General features: G+C 63.2%; 14 protein-coding genes and 1 tRNA gene. 3 read left to right on the forward strand and 12 right to left on the reverse strand.

Features of this window, described 5'->3' with window-relative positions:
* The first annotated feature begins 140 nt into the window (after nt 1–140).
* Nucleotides 141–587, forward strand: coding sequence for a MarR family winged helix-turn-helix transcriptional regulator (locus tag ACSVHC_RS02725; protein WP_078105600.1), 447 nt, complete (start codon nt 141–143; stop codon nt 585–587).
* A gap of 60 nt (nt 588–647) precedes the next feature.
* Here the strand turns inward: ACSVHC_RS02725 and ACSVHC_RS02730 are convergent, their stop codons facing one another.
* The 12 genes from ACSVHC_RS02730 to ACSVHC_RS02785 all read right to left on the reverse strand — a co-directional run bounded on the left by ACSVHC_RS02730 (nt 648) and on the right by ACSVHC_RS02785 (nt 12292).
* Nucleotides 648–998 (reverse strand): zinc ribbon domain-containing protein YjdM, encoded by a 351-nt coding sequence (locus ACSVHC_RS02730; RefSeq protein WP_437773184.1) that lies wholly within the window; start codon nt 996–998, stop codon nt 648–650.
* Between the two features lie 721 nt (nt 999–1719).
* On the reverse strand, nt 1720–1995 hold the full coding sequence (locus ACSVHC_RS02735; RefSeq protein ID WP_439180572.1) for a hypothetical protein: 276 nt from the start codon (nt 1993–1995) through the stop codon (nt 1720–1722).
* Nucleotides 1996–2572: 577 nt separating this feature from the next.
* Nucleotides 2573–2646: transfer RNA gene (locus tag ACSVHC_RS02740), tRNA-Pro, on the reverse strand.
* A 127-nt stretch (nt 2647–2773) separates the two neighbouring features.
* Nucleotides 2774–4324, reverse strand: a complete 1551-nt coding sequence (der, locus tag ACSVHC_RS02745) for a ribosome biogenesis GTPase Der (protein WP_078105603.1) — start codon at nt 4322–4324, stop codon at nt 2774–2776.
* Nucleotides 4325–4404: 80 nt separating this feature from the next.
* The gene (locus ACSVHC_RS02750; protein WP_437773182.1) at nt 4405–5067 is read right to left on the reverse strand and encodes a lysophospholipid acyltransferase family protein; all 663 of its coding nucleotides are present in this window, start codon (nt 5065–5067) and stop codon (nt 4405–4407) included.
* Nucleotides 5060–5773 carry a (d)CMP kinase gene (gene cmk, locus ACSVHC_RS02755; RefSeq protein ID WP_437773181.1) on the reverse strand — a complete coding sequence of 238 codons (714 nt, stop codon included), beginning with the start codon at nt 5771–5773 and terminating at the stop codon, nt 5060–5062. Before cmk ends, ACSVHC_RS02750 begins: the two co-directional genes overlap by 8 nt.
* Nucleotides 5773–6879 (reverse strand): prephenate dehydrogenase, encoded by a 1107-nt coding sequence (locus tag ACSVHC_RS02760; RefSeq protein ID WP_439180573.1) that lies wholly within the window; start codon nt 6877–6879, stop codon nt 5773–5775. The genes cmk and ACSVHC_RS02760 overlap by 1 nt, the downstream gene beginning before the upstream one ends.
* A gap of 3 nt (nt 6880–6882) precedes the next feature.
* The gene (locus tag ACSVHC_RS02765; RefSeq protein WP_437773179.1) at nt 6883–8133 is read right to left on the reverse strand and encodes a pseudouridine synthase; all 1251 of its coding nucleotides are present in this window, start codon (nt 8131–8133) and stop codon (nt 6883–6885) included.
* A 159-nt stretch (nt 8134–8292) separates the two neighbouring features.
* Nucleotides 8293–8958, reverse strand: coding sequence for an SMC-Scp complex subunit ScpB (gene scpB / locus ACSVHC_RS02770; RefSeq protein WP_437773178.1), 666 nt, complete (start codon nt 8956–8958; stop codon nt 8293–8295).
* Entirely contained in the window at nt 8955–9815 is an 861-nt protein-coding gene (locus ACSVHC_RS02775) for a segregation and condensation protein A (RefSeq protein ID WP_437773177.1), read from the reverse strand. Before ACSVHC_RS02775 ends, scpB begins: the two co-directional genes overlap by 4 nt.
* Before the next feature lie 5 nt (nt 9816–9820).
* Nucleotides 9821–10720, reverse strand: coding sequence for a ParA family protein (locus tag ACSVHC_RS02780; RefSeq protein WP_345446988.1), 900 nt, complete (start codon nt 10718–10720; stop codon nt 9821–9823).
* A 246-nt stretch (nt 10721–10966) separates the two neighbouring features.
* Nucleotides 10967–12292 (reverse strand): cation:dicarboxylate symporter family transporter, encoded by a 1326-nt coding sequence (locus ACSVHC_RS02785; protein WP_437773176.1) that lies wholly within the window; start codon nt 12290–12292, stop codon nt 10967–10969.
* A 131-nt stretch (nt 12293–12423) separates the two neighbouring features.
* Between ACSVHC_RS02785 and ACSVHC_RS02790 the strand changes: the two genes are divergently transcribed.
* Entirely contained in the window at nt 12424–14112 is a 1689-nt protein-coding gene (locus ACSVHC_RS02790) for a sensor histidine kinase (protein WP_437773175.1), read from the forward strand.
* Complete coding sequence (locus ACSVHC_RS02795) at nt 14109–14822, forward strand: response regulator (RefSeq protein ID WP_345446996.1); 714 nt, start codon at nt 14109–14111, stop codon at nt 14820–14822. Before ACSVHC_RS02790 ends, ACSVHC_RS02795 begins: the two co-directional genes overlap by 4 nt.
* The last annotated feature ends 22 nt before the right edge of the window (nt 14823–14844 follow it).

The raw sequence follows: 14844 nt of genomic DNA on the forward strand, positions 1-14844 counted from the left end.
TGAGACTGGAAGTGCGTCGCCGAGAACCGTAGAATTAGTTGCAGACGCTCCATATATAGTTGCATGCGCCATGTAATTGCGCAAGCAACTACTTTGCGGGCGTCTGATTTCTTCATCAATCGGCAGGAGTTACAGGAGACATGGGCATCAAGGACGACGCCGTTGAAGTACGCGCGCAAGGGTGGCGGACTCTCGCAGCGCTCCACGGCAACATCGAGGCAGCGCTGGAGAAGGCGTTGCAGTCCGCTGCGGATCTTTCGGTGGTCGAGTACACGGTGCTTGACGCTCTGAGCCGCCAGGATGGCTGGCACATGCGGATGCAGCAGCTTGCTAGGGCCACGGCACTGTCCAGCAGCGCCACGACGCGTTTGGTGAACCGGCTTGAAGACCGGGGGTTGCTGACGAGGATCCTGTGTGCGGACGATCGGCGCGGGATTTACACGGAGCTCACGGAAGCGGGCCAGAAGCTGTTGCTGGCGGCAAGGCCGGTGCACGACGAAACCCTCGCGGAGTCCCTGACGGCCGCAGAATCGGTACCGGAGCTTGAACCGCTGGTCAAGGCACTGGGGGCGCTGCAGGGGGCTTGAGGTTTCTTTCGCGGGCCCAGCGTTGGTTTGACGTGTTGAGTGGCCACGCGCGTCGGCGCGTTAGACCTTCTTGACCACGCTTGACTTGAGCTGCATCGGCCCGAATCCGTCCACCTTGCAGTCGATGTCGTGATCCCCCACGCCGTTCACGAGGCGGATGTTGCGGACCTTGGTTCCAACCTTGATGGCCGTGGCGCTCCCCTTGACCTTGAGGTCCTTGATCACTGTGACAGTGTCCCCGTCTGAGAGGACATTGCCCACGGCGTCCTTGATGTCCGTTGACTCGGCTTCTGCCTCATCAGACGCGGCCGGCGACCATTCGTGAGCGCATTCGGGGCAGACCAGCAGCGCACCCATCTCGTACGTGTATTCGCTGGCGCATTCGGGGCAAGGGGGAAGTGTTTCGCTCACCATCCAATGATAGTTGGGGTCGGTACAACACGTAGACGGAGACCGTGGCACACGTACGAAGCGCATCTCGTTTGACGACGGGCATCTCATTTGACGACGCGCAGAATGACCTGCGACTACGAATTTCCTTCGTCGATCGGCAATTTCCGAGTCGTGGATCGGTTTCGACATCGGAGACATGTCATGCCGGACAGAATCAAAGCAACGATAAGCGCCAGCGTCCCACTTTGGATGAGAAACATTGCGAGGCGAGAATGAGGCACTGTGTCATCCGGAAACGCGCGGAAGTGTGACACAGCGAACCCCAGGCAGTGTCTGGGAGGATCAGGAGCACCGACGGAACCGCATAGGCGAACAACATGAAGTGAGCCACCCTTCTGGCATCGAAGGATTTACGATTCCGCCGGCACAAGGGTCCAACACGATGCCGGTTGTTCCGCTCCAAATCACGAACCAAATGACGTTGCCAACGTTAGACCCGCCCTGGAACGCCACATAGGACTCGAAGACGCCCAGTCCGGTGTACCGCGCTGAAACGATGAATACGGCATGGGCCCCTAGCAGCCACGAAATGACACCAGCCAAGACTATCGCCGCACCTGCTGTTCGTACCCTACGCATGGTCAGCGCTCCGTACTCGACAGGCGCGTATCTATGGAACGCTCCCGAACCAGTGGATTCCCGGGTAATCTGCATTAATCGCCTTCAGAACCGTGCTGTCTCATTCTCTTCCTTCATCCGTGGGTTCAACAAGCTCCAGAAGCACGATGCCCATGGCGGTTTGAATCGGCTGACGCCTGTCGAAGTCCAGTTCTTCGAGGAGTCGCAGGTCGTAGACCCGACCAGCCAGCGCGCCTCGCCAATCGTCGTAGGCGACGGCGATTCGGGTGGCATCAATAGACGCAGCGTGCCTGAATCTGACATGGCCCATAATGCTTTCGTCCACAAGCTTGAAGCCTTCCTCAAAGGCTCGTGCCCAAGAGTCCGCACTGTTCATGGGTGCCCGCTAATCCATGATGCCCGAGGGTCTCTTGCTTGGCGCAGTTCCATTGAGGCTTTTGAAACTCTTCTGCTGCTCATCAAAGTCCTCCTTGTTAATTTTGGTCCCGACTTTGATCGACTTGTAGCTAATAATGTTCTCTGCAACGGATCTTGTTTCCATAAGCTGTCGTGGCCCTATCGATTCCTTGCCGGCTGAGAAAACGCTTACGACACGGCGAGTCACGTCGTGTCAACGCTCTGGCCCTCCAAACAAGGTCAGCACGGTGAGCTCAGGTCCGGAGAGAATCGCGGGGGCGGCGTCGATTCTGCTGGATCACGCTCTTCGAAGACGGTCGACCCCCGAACACCGTCGGATTCTGCTGGATCATTCCCTTCGCCGACGTTGCTGGCCCCGAGATTCCGCGGACCCGGAATTTGTCCATTCGAATGATTGAGCAGAATCCGAAATCCGAGCGCTGACGATCCCATCCGAGCAGCAGAATCCAACGCGCACTCGCTGCCACACAACGCTTAAACGCAAAAGTCCCGGGAACCATACGATTCCCGGGACTTTTGCTATCCAGACCTTGCGGTCGGGCTGACAGGATTTGAACCTGCGACCCCTTGACCCCCAGTCAAGTGCGCTACCAAGCTGCGCTACAGCCCGTCAGTCCTGCCGTTCTCCGCCTAGGTTTTCACCTAAGCAGTCCGGCCGAACCACCTCAAAAAGCTTACACGATGTTCGAGGTTCTCAATGACACCTTGGCGGGTGTCATCTGTGATGCGCGTCTCAATTAGCGCTTCTTGCCGCGCTTTTCGCGGACGCGCATGTTGACCTCGATCGGCGTGCCGTCGAAGCCAAAGGTTTCGCGCAGCCGGCGAGTGATGAACCGGCGGTATCCGGGGTCCAGGAAGCCCGTGGTGAAGAGCACGAACTTCGGCGGGCGGCTGGACGCCTGGGTGCCGAACAGGATGCGCGGCTGCTTGCCGCCGCGGACCGGGTGCGGGTGGGCAGCCACGAGCTCGCCCAGGAACGCGTTGAGGCGTCCCGTGGGGATGCGCTTGTCCCAGCTCTCCAAGGCAAGGTCCAGTGCGGGCACCAGACGGTCCTTGTGCCAGCCGGTCTTCGCGGAGATGTTGACGCGCGGGGCCCATTCAACGTGTGCCAGGTCCTGCTCGATTTCACGTTCGAGGTAGCGGCGACGTTCGTCGTCGAGCAGATCCCACTTGTTGAACGCGAGGACCAGCGCGCGGCCCGACTCGATGGCGAGCTGCAGGATACGCACGTCCTGCTCGCTGAGCACCTCGTCAACGGCCAGGAGCACGACGGCGACCTCCGCCTTTTCGAGCGCGGCCTGCGTACGCAGGGAAGCGTAGAAGTCCGCGCCCTGGGCCATGTGCTGACGGCGGCGGATGCCTGCAGTGTCCACGAAGCGCCAGGTGCGGCCGCCCAGTTCGATGAATTCGTCCACGGGGTCGCGGGTGGTCCCGGCGAGGGGATCAACGACCACGCGCTCGGAGCCGGCAAGCTTGTTCAGCAACGAGGACTTACCGACGTTCGGACGGCCGATGAGGGCGATGCGGCGGGGACCGCCTGAACGCTCGACGCCTTCCACCGTGGAGAACTCGGGCAGGGTGTCCATGACGTGGTCCAGGAGGTCGGCAACGCCGCGGCCATGGAGAGCGGACACCGGGTACGGCTCGCCGAAGCCAAGGCCCCAAAGCGTTGCCGAGTCGGCTTCCTGCGCAAAGTCGTCAACCTTGTTGGCCACCATGATGACCGGCTTCTTGGACTTGCGCAGCATCTTCATGACACCTTCGTCCGTGGCAGTGGCGCCAACGGCTGAGTCCACCACGAAGAGCACGGCGTCAGCCAGTTCCACGGCCATCTCGGCCTGCTCGGCGACCCGGGCGTGGATGCCCCTCGCGTCGTGCTCCCAGCCACCGGTGTCCACGAGCGTGAAGTTTCGGCCGTTCCAGTGTGCCGAGTACATGACACGGTCACGGGTAACGCCCGGGGTGTCCTCGACGACGGCCTCGCGGCGGCCGAGGATGCGGTTCACCAGCGTGGACTTGCCGACGTTGGGGCGGCCAATGATGGCCAGGACCGGGTCCAGCTTGAGGGGACCGTCTTCGCCTTCATCGTCGTAAAGCCCGCTCAGCAGGGCGGCGTCGTCCTCGTCGAGGTCATAGTCTTCCAGGCCTGCCCGGAGGGAGGCTGCGCGGAGTTCGGCTTCGTCGTCGTCCAAGGCGGCGAGGTTTTCAGCCACCTGGTCGGTGCCGGTGGGCGTGTATTCGTCGTCGCCGGCTCCGATGTTGCCGGATTTGTGAGTCGTATCGCTCATTGCACTTTCCTTAGTGGTGATCTGCCGGCGTCCCGGCTACTTCTTCTTGGCGGTGCTGCATTGGCTGTGGGCCGGTTCATTTAGTCCCCCGGAAGGGACTGACCGGTGGTCTTGACGGCATCCTGGACGTGTCCAGCCAGCGCAGCGCGGATCTCCGCAGCCGCCCTGTCCATTGAAACACGCCCCGACTCGCCATTTCTGCGGGTCACATTCAAGGGGGCTCCGAAACTGACGTGCAGGCGGCGGCGCAGCCTCGGAATGGAATCGCGATGTTCATCTCCGATCCGCGTTCCGAGGATGGCCACGGGAATCACTGTGGCCCCTGACATCAACGCGAGCCATGCGACGCCGTTGCTGATATTGCCGGCGGTGCCGCTCCCCCGCGTTCCTTCGGGGAGAATCCCCACGCAACGGCCGGCGTCGAGCACTTGCTTTCCAAGCTGGAGCGCCGCGCGATCGCCCGAACGGTCGATGGAAATCTGCCCCGAGGCACGAAGAACTTTTCCCAGGAAACCCTTGAACATCTCTTTCTTGACCAGGATGTGCATGGGCCGTGGAGCCGCGCCGAACATCACCGGCCCGTCGAGGAAACTGATGTGGTTGCCCGCGAAAATGACCGGGCCGGACTTGGGAACATTGGAGCGTCCCGTGATCGCGGTCCGGTACAAGGCATGATCCAACAGCCAGCCAACAGGCCGGCTCCACATCATGGTCCAGCGTGCCGGGAGCCGGGCTTCAGTCACCGTAGATGACCTTGCCCACAATGCTCAGAGCCGTTTCGACCGTCTCTTCGAAATCCAGGTCCGAGGAATCCAGGGTCACGACGCCGTCGGCTGCTTGAGTGAAGTTCACCACAGTGGAGTCCTTGGCATCGCGGTGGATCACTTGGGCGGCGAGCTGCTCCTGGGTCTGCGTTCCGCCCAACTGGAGGCCGCGGCGCCGCAGCCGGGCTTCCTCGCTGGCGGTCAGCAACATGCGGACCTCCGCATTGGGCGCGACGACGGTAGTGATATCCCGTCCTTCCACCACCATGCGGCGGTGGTGCTGTTCGATCAGCTGGCGCTGGCGACGGATCAATTCGTTGCGGGCACCCAGGGTGGTTGCCACCGCGCTGACCGACGAGGAGATCCTCGGCTCTCGGATTTCCTCCGTGATGTCCACTCCGGCAACACTGACGTATTCGGCGTTCGCGCTCGTGCTGAGTTCCAGCGGCAGATCCTTTGAGGCCTGCTCGACGGCGGCACCGTCGGCGAGGTCGATGCCGGTCTTGAGGCAGTACCAGGTCAACGCACGGTACATCGCACCCGTGTCCAGATAGGCGAGCTTCAAGCGCCGGGCAACTTCCTTGCTGACACTGGACTTGCCGGAGCCGGACGGGCCGTCGATGGCGACAACGAGCGGCTTTCCCGGACGTACGACGGTCTCCGGGCCGAAAAGTTCACGTTTCATTACTGGAGTACCCGCCATCCACGGTCGGTCAAGGCTTCAACAAGGAGGTCGTGCTTGTTGGGCATAACGGAAAGTTCCACCATGCCAACGTTCTGCCCGGACGAGTGATCCAAGCGGAGGTCTTCAACGTTGACGCCGATATCACCGATCTCCGTCAACAGCCTGGCGATCTGCCCGGGCCGGTCGTCTACCAGAACTGTAAGCCATGAATATGCCTGCGGGGGTCCGCCATGCTTTCCTGGGATCCTGGCCTGCCCGGCGTTGCCCTCACTGATGAGCTGGGCAAGATCCAGGCGGGCCCCGGGGGCCGTGGGATCCTCCAGGGTACCGATCAAGCGGTTGAGGTCTTCACGGACACCATGGAGGATATCCACCACCTTGGCAGCGTTGTTGCCAAGGATCTGCACCCAAAGGGTGGGATCGCTGGCAGCAATCCTTGTGGTGTCCCGCAGCCCGTTGCCGGCCAGGGACAGCGCGTGAAGCGGTGTTCCCTGCAGGCGACTGGCGAGAAGCGAAGACATCACCTGGGGCAAATGCGACACCAAAGCAACGGCTTCATCGTGTTCCTCCGCCGTGAACTGGGAGACTATTGCCCCCAGGTCACCGGCAAGGGAACGTGCAGTCTGAAGCGCGTCGGCGCTGGTCTCGTCGGACGGGCAAAGGACCCAAGGCATGGACGTGAAGAGCTCGCCCCGGGCCGCGACGGGCCCGGATTTCTCGCGCCCCGCCATCGGGTGCGTCCCGACGTAGCGGGACATGTCCACTCCACGGCCACGGAGCTCGGCTTGGATGGCCAGCTTGACGCTGGCAATGTCCACCACAACGGCCTCCGGGTATTCACCCAGGGCACGCTCGACGACGTCGGCCGTCACATCCGGCGGTGCCGCGACAACAACCAGCTGGGGTGGGTTCCCAAGCTCGGACAGAGGCCGGCCCGCTCCGATATCCACGGCCACGGCCTGGTTGGTTGGCGACGGGTCCGAAAGGAACACGGAGACACCCCGGCCGCGCAGGCCGAGACCGATGCTGGCTCCGAGCAGGCCGGTGCCGAAAACGACCACCGGGCCGTCAAGGTGGCCCCGGCCGTGCGAGTGGAATGCCGACATGCCTTACAGTCCTACGGAGGCCAGGAGGTGTCCGACTTCCTGCTTGCCGAGGTTGCGGATGCTGCCCTGGCGCTGGTCGCCCAGGCCGATGGGACCGATCTTGACGCGCACGAGGCGAAGCACGGGGAAACCCACGGCTTCGAACAAGCGGCGGACAATACGGTTCTTGCCGGAGTGCAGCACAACCTCGATCAGCACGTGGCCCGGAGTGGAATCCACGAGCTTGAACGAGTCGACGGACGCGATGCCGTCTTCGAGCTCGATGCCGGCCTTCAACTGCGCGCCGACGCCCTGCGGGAACGGACCGCGGACCTGTACCAGGTACGTCTTGGGCACCTCGTATGACGGGTGCGTCAAGCGGTTGGCGAGTTCGCCGTCGTTGGTCAGCAGCAGCAGGCCCTCGGTGGCGACGTCAAGACGGCCGACGTGGAAGAGACGCTCGCCCTTGTTCTTGGCGGACTTGAGGAAGTCGCTGATGCAGGGACGGCCTTCGGGATCTTCCATCGTGGAAACGACACCCTTGGGCTTGTTGAACACCATGTAGAGCATGGTGTCATCGAGCTGGATGCGGATGCCGTCGACGTGGATCACGGCAGTGGCGGGGTCGACGCGCATGCCAAGCTCGGTGGTGAGCTGGCCGTTGACCTCGACGCGGCCTTCTTCGATCATTTCCTCGCACACGCGGCGGGAAGCCACGCCGGCCTGGGCCATGACCTTCTGAAGGCGCACGCCATCGGCGTCGTGCTGCTCGGACTGTGCCACCTCGCCGCGGCGGCCGCGGGGCTTGCGGATCGGTCCAAGGTTCTGGCCGAAGCGCTCGCTGCCGAAGGCGCGGGAAGCGTACTGTTTCTTGGTGCTTGTCTTGGGCTTCAATGCGCCCGGCGTGCCCGGCGCCTTGCCGAAGCCGGGCTTGTTGGAGCCTGGCTTGCGGGGGGCCTTGGCTGGCCTCGCGTCTTCACGACGCTCGTAGCCTCCGGCCGAGGTGGGATTGTCCGGATCGAAGGGGCGTTCTTCACGCGGACGCGTGGGCTTGAAGGGGCGCTCTCCGCCCGGGGAGAAGCTGCGCTTGCTACCTCCGGAGGCGCCACCGGCACGGCTTGCGCCACCCCGGCCGGCACCAAAGCTGCTGCCTCCTGCGCGGCCGGCACTGCTGCGGCCTGCGTTGTTGCGGCCTGAGTCTTGCGACTCGTTGCGTCCGGAAGTGTTTCGTCCCGAACTATTACGTGGTGAACCCTGGCGTCCCGCCTGTGTCATGACCCGTCCTTTTGTTATGGTGGCCGGCTTGTTCTTTCTCAACGTAAGCCAGCCGGACAGAGAATATCTGTCCTGTGTGTCTGCCCGCTACTAGCCGGGCGTTTGTAGATCCTTGCAATATTGAGTTGTTTAGCTTGCCTGCGGCCGGGTTTCCCGCGACTACATGCGTTCGGCGTCGAAGAACTCCTCGATGCCCTCCAGCCCCGGAAGGTGGGGGGACAATTGAGGCAGTTCCGCCACCGAGCCAATGCCCATCCGTTCGAGGAAGTACGAGGTGGTCCGGTAAAGGATCGCCCCCGATTCAGGATCGGTACCTGAGTCCTCGATCAGCCCGCGTTGGACAAGGGTCCGAACGACTGAATCGACATTGACGCCGCGGATGGCCGACACCCTGGCCCTGGAAACCGGCTGCCGGTACGCGATGACCGCCATGGTTTCAAGGGCTGCCTGCGTCAGCCGCGCGGTCTGGCCTTCGAGAACGAACCTGCCCACGACGTCGGCAAAATCCGCGCGTGAATAGATCCGCCACCCTCCGGCAACGTTCCGCAACTCAAAACCCCGGGGTGCAGCGCTGGCACTTGCATCAGTGCGCAAGTCATCAGCGTCCCTGCCCGGGGCTTTAACAGTATAGCCGCTATACTCCTGCCGCAGTCCCTCCAGTAAATCCTCGACGACGGCGACTGTCACGTTGAGCCCGGCAGCGAGCTCTTCCGCGGTGGCCGGGTGGTCGATCACCATCAGGACGGCTTCCAGTGCCGCGCGGGCGCCACCGGGCAGGGCTTCAAGCTCGGCGAGGCCGTCCCCGTCCGTTTCCTGCTCGCTCACAGCGGTTCCTCTCCCTTGTCGATCTGCTCATACTCATCTCTCAAGCTGTCGCTGCTCCAGCCTTCTGGGCGCCCTGTCCAGCGGACGGTCAGTTCGGCGAGCGGACCCGGTTGATCAAACGCCACCACGCGGTCGCGGAACAACTCGAGTAGTGCCAGGAACCGGGCTACGACAACAAGCGTGGACTCGGCGTCGGCAATAAGGGCCCTGAAGGATTGTGGCTGGCCGCGCTGCAGGCGGTACCCGATGATCTCGGCTTGTTCCTTCACACTGACGGGTGATCCGTGAAGGTGGTCGAGCCCGACTTCCTCGGGCGTGTTGTCCTTCGGCGCCAGGGTCTTGGCCGCAAGCGCGGCGAATTGCTCCGGCGTGTGGCGCCAAATCAGTTCGGGCAGCATCGCCGCGAAATGCCCTTCCAACGCAACTTGCCGCGGGAAGCGCCGGGCTTCGGACTCCAGGGTGCCGGACATGATCGCGGCCACTTGCTTGAAAGCCTTGTACTGCAGGAGCCGGGCGAAGAGGAGATCCCGGGCCTCCAACAAGGCAATGTCCTCCGCATCTTCGACTTCGCCGGCTGGCAGGAGCCTTGCGGCCTTGAGGTCCAGGAGGGTTGCGGCGATGACCAGGAATTCGCTGGCTTCGTCCAGAGCCCAGTCCTCGCCCAGTTCCTGCAGGCGCCGGATGTACTTGATGAACTCATCCGTGACGGTGGCCAGCGCAACTTCGGTGATGTCCAGCTTGTGTTTGGAGATCAGGCCGAGCAGGAGATCGAAGGGGCCGGTAAAGTTCGCCAGCCGGACCTCAAAGCCGGCCTTCCGTCCCGAAGGCGAGGCTCCCGGGGTGAGCGGTTCTGCCACGCGGGCTAGGGTGCGCCGCCGCGCGAAATCAGTTCCTTGGCCAAGCGGCGGTAGGCATCGGCGCCGATGTGGTTTCCGGCGTAGCTGGTGATGGGCTCCGCGGCAACCGTGGCGTCGGCGAACTTGATGGAACGCTTGATGACGGTCTCGAAGACTTTGTCCCCGAACGCCTCCACGAGCCTCGAAATGACTTCGCGGCTGTGCAGGGTGCGGGCGTCGTACATCGTGGCGAGCACGCCGTCCACCTGCAGGCGCGGGTTCAACCGGTCCTGCACCTTTTCGATCGTTTCGACAAGCAGTGCCACCGCGCGGAGGGCGAAGAATTCGCAGATCAGCGGGATGATGACGCCGTGCGCAGCCGTCAGGGCATTGACCGTGAGGAGGCCAAGGGACGGCTGGCAGTCGATGAGCACCACGTCATAGTCGTCCTCGACGCTCTTGAGCGCGCGGTCCAGCACTTGCTCGCGGGCTACCTCGTTGACCAGCTGGACCTCCGCGGCGGAGAGGTCGATGTTCGCCGGCAGGAGGTCGATGCCTTCGACGCCGGTCTTCTGGATGGCGTCGCGGATGTCCACTTTGCGGTCCATCAGGACGTTGTACACGGTGAGGTCGAGCTCGTGCGGGTTCGTTCCCAGCCCCGCGGAAAGGGCTCCCTGCGGATCGAAGTCGACGAGCAGGACGCGACGGCCGTATTCTGCGAGCGCAGCGGCGAGGTTGATGGTTGACGTGGTCTTGCCCACGCCGCCCTTTTGGTTGACCATGGCGATGACGCGGGCCGGGCCATGGGAGGCCAGTGGCGCGGGCTCCGGGAAGTCGCGGTGCGGGCGGCCCGTGGGCCCCATGACGGCGTCTTCCAGATCGAAATCCGTGCCCTCCAGCGTAGTCGTTCCCCGTTCGCTGCTCACGTATCTATCCACTCTCTCCACGACGGTCATTTCCTGCGGCTGTCTCCAGCACCAGCACTGCTCCCCACCTAGGCTACAGCGCCCGACACGGCATTCTTCGGAACTTGACATTGCCCGCAGTTTGAGCCTTTACCTTCTAGCTGAGGTAGAAGGTTGGTTCGCGGTGCCAATAAAAAGCAGGCAAGGCAGGTCCCCCTGACGGGTTCCTGCCTTGCCTGCGTGGATGCTTCGAAACAGCGTGCCGGACTAAGCGGCCACGGCCTCTTTCACTTCGGGTTCAGCGTGGTGGCTGATCATGGTCAGCTCGTCGAACGGCGTCGCACCGGAGAGGACGTTGGTGACCTGGTTGCGGTCGATTTCCTTGACCCAGGTACCGATCAGCACGGTGGCGACGGCGTTGCCCGTGAAGTTGGTCAGGGCGCGGGCTTCCGACATGAAACGGTCGATGCCGACGATCATGCCGACTCCGCCCAGCAATTCGGGCCGGTGTGCCTGCAGGCCCGCAGCGAGGGTGGCCAGGCCGGCACCGGAAACGCCTGCCGCTCCCTTGGACGCAATGATCATGAAGACCAGCAGCGATACCTGGGCACCCAGGTCCAGCGGGATACCCATGGCGTTGGCGACGAACAGCGAGGCCATGGTCAGGTAGATGGCAGTTCCATCCAGGTTGAAGGAGTAGCCCGTAGGCACCGTGACACCGACAACCGGCTTGGAAACGCCGAGGTGCTCCATCTTGGCAATGAGCCTCGGCAGCGCCGCTTCGGAGGATGAGGTGGAGAAGATGAGCAGGTACTCGCGGGCCAGGTACTTCATCAGCTGGAAGATGCTGACGCCGGCAACCACCCGCAGCAAGGTGCCGAGCACCACGACGATGAACAGCGCGCAGGTGATGTAGAAGGCAACCATCAGGGTGAGCATGCCGAAAATTGCCTTGACCCCGGTGGCACCGACCACTGCGGCGATGGCGCCGAAGGCGCCGACGGGAGCCAGCCACATGATCATGATGAGGATTCGGAAGACGAGTGCCTGCCCGTGCTGGATGGCCCTGAGTACCGGCTGGCCCTGGGAGCCCATGCGCTGCAGCGCGAAGCCCACCAAGATAGCGGCCAGGAGCGTCGGCAGGACGGGAATGTCTCCCGGGATGATGCCCAGCAGGAAGTCGGCGGTGCTGTTCGTGGCGGCCTTCGCATTGGGGTCGTACGGGATCAGCTTCAGGCCTTCACCCGGGTGGATGATGTTGCCGACTACTAAACCGATCGCGAGCGCGAACGTTGACATCACCAGGAAGTAGATGAGTGCGAGGCCGCCGACTTTGCCAACAGTGGCTGCCTTGGCGATCGATCCGATGCCCAGGACGATCGTGCAGAAAATCACGGGGGCGATCATCATCTTGATGAGCTTGATGAAGCCGTCACCCAAAGGCTTGAGGGATTTACCCACTTCGGGGAAAAGCAGCCCGACGACTGCGCCCAGTACTACTGCGGCGATCACGGCGATGTAGAGGTAATGCGACTTGTCCAGCCCCTTGCGCCCGGTCTTGGCGGGTGCAATCTCTCCTCTTTGAGAGGTCATGGCTTTGCTCCTTATAGATACTCTGGAAAGCGCCGTGGTCCCTGCAAAATGTCCCTGCGCCGCTCTGCTGTGATACCCATCATTAGGCGCGGCGTGACATGTATCACTGTTGCGTTCATATTGGTCACAGGATGGCCCGCAGAAAGGAGCACGAGATCCGACGCTGGAGCATTGCCCGGAGACTCTTTGTGGCAAATCTGCTGTTCATCTTGGCGCTCACTGCGATCGTCGGAACGGTGGCGTTTGTGGACGCGAGGGACCGGGCCTACAACGACGCCGGCCAGCGAATGCAGGCGGTGGCCGCGGCGATCGCAGCCAACCCCCTCGTCCTTCAGGCAGCCGGTACGCCGAATCCGTCCGCCGCCCTGCAGCCTTACGCCCAGATGGTCATGGCTAACGCCCATACCGACTTCATCACCATCATGGCCCCGGACCGGACGCGCTGGACCCATGCGAACCCCGACGAAATCGGCAAACCGTATATCGGCACCATCGATCCTGCCCTGCACGGGCAGACCTTCACTGAGGTCACTGCCGGTACGCTCGGCCCTTCCGTCCGCACCATCGTTCCTGTGGAGGATTCCTCCGGAAAGGTCCGGGCACTCGTGGCGGCGGGTGTCACGGTGCGGACGGTGGACGTCGCGGTGTCAGCCCGGCTCACGACGATCATCGCCTTCTCCCTGGCCATGCTCGCTGGAGGCTCCCTCGCCTCCGGGCTGCTGGGCCGTTACCTGCGTTCGGTCACCCGGGGCTGGGGACCGGAGCAATTGGCGCAATTGTTCGCGTATTACGAGTCGGTCCTGCATTCGGTTCGCGAAGGCGTGGTCCTGATCGATACGGGCGGCCGTGTGGTCATGTACAACGACCAGGCCGCGGATTTGCTGGGACTGGAAAGGTCCGACGTCGATCCCGCCGCGGGAGCCGCACCTCGCCTTGCGGATCTGCCCCTGGAGCCCAGCCTCCACGGGCTCTTCGAGTCCGGCCGGACGGCACACGACGAAATCCACCTCACGGGGTCCAGGATCCTGGTGGTGAACCAGGCGCCCGCCGTGGGACCGCCCGGAATGAGGGGTCGGCAGAGACCTGCCGTGTTCGGGACCGTTGCCACGCTCCGGGACAGGACGGAAATCGAGTCCCTCGGCAGTGAACTCGAAACAATGAAGACCCTGTCTGACGCATTGCGGGCCCAGACCCACGAACACGCCAACCGCCTGCACACCATCGTGTCCCTCATGGAGCTCGGGCGGACCACCGACGCCTTGGACTTTGCCACCAAGGACCTTGAACTGAGTCAGCAGCTGACCGACCACCTCGTGGCATCGGTGGACGAGCCTGTCCTGAGTGCGCTCATCATGGGAAAGTCCGCCGAGGCGCACGAACGCGGAGCGGAGCTGACTGTCACGGTGACCGGCGGGGACGGCCTACGGGGCCTCGCCGTCCAGGACCTCGTGACCATTTTGGGAAACCTGCTGGACAACGCGCTCGACGCCGCCGCTGCCGCTCCCCCGCCGCGCAAAGTTGAACTGGACATCGAATCCGGACCTGATGGAACCACGTTCACGGTGGCCGATTCCGGCCACGGCATCGATCCCGGCATCGTGGACGACGTCTGGCAATACGGATTCAGCACCAAGGCCGCCGGCATCGGCCAGGCGGGTCAACCCGGAGCTCCTTCCCGCGGCGTGGGCCTGGCCTTGGTCCGGCAAGCAGTTCAGCGGCTTGGCGGTACGCTGTCCATCAGCGAATCCACGAGCGCCTTGGGCGGTGCGTTCTTCCGCGTGGCGCTCCCCGCGCCGGACTCCAGGAAAGAAGCCGAATGACCGAAATCCGCGTCCTCGTTGTCGAGGACGAACCCATCGCGGCCGATGCCCATGGCGTCTACGTCGGCCGAATCGACGGTTTCACCGTCGCGGGAACGGCCCCGGACGGACAGTCGGCCCTGCGGCTACTGAACGAATTCGCCGTTGCCGGCCAGCCGGTGGACCTCGTCCTGCTGGACATGAACCTGCCGGATCTGCACGGACTGGATGTTGCCCGCCGAATGCGCGCTTCGGGACTCCTTGCGGACATCATCGCCATCACCGCCGTCAGGGAAGTGAACATTGTCCGCAGCGCGGTGTCGATCGGCGTGGTGCAGTACCTTATCAAACCGTTCACGTTCGCAACGTTCGCGGACAAACTCGCCAGCTACCGCACCTTCCGCGAGCAACTCGCCGCACCGGCGTCAGGCGCCCGGGCGAGTGGAGCATCGCAAAGCGATGTGGACCAGGCGTTTGCCAGTCTCCGCGCGCCCACCGAAGTCCCACTGCCCAAGGGCCTTTCGGCCCATAGCCTGGAGTCCGTCAAAGACCTCCTGGCCAGCCTTGGCCGGGCCGTGTCCGCAAGCGAGGCAACTGTCGCCCTTGGGATGTCCCGGGTCACCGTACGCCGCTATCTCGAGTACCTGGCCGACGCCGGAATGGTCACGCGGAATGCGCGATACGGTACCCCAGGTCGGCCGGAGAACGAATACCGCTGGAACCGGAGTTAGCCCACAATCCATCCAAGATGTA

Source organism: Arthrobacter sp. KNU-44, from assembly GCF_051843155.1.
In the GTDB taxonomy this organism is placed as follows: Bacteria; Actinomycetota; Actinomycetes; order Actinomycetales; family Micrococcaceae; genus Arthrobacter.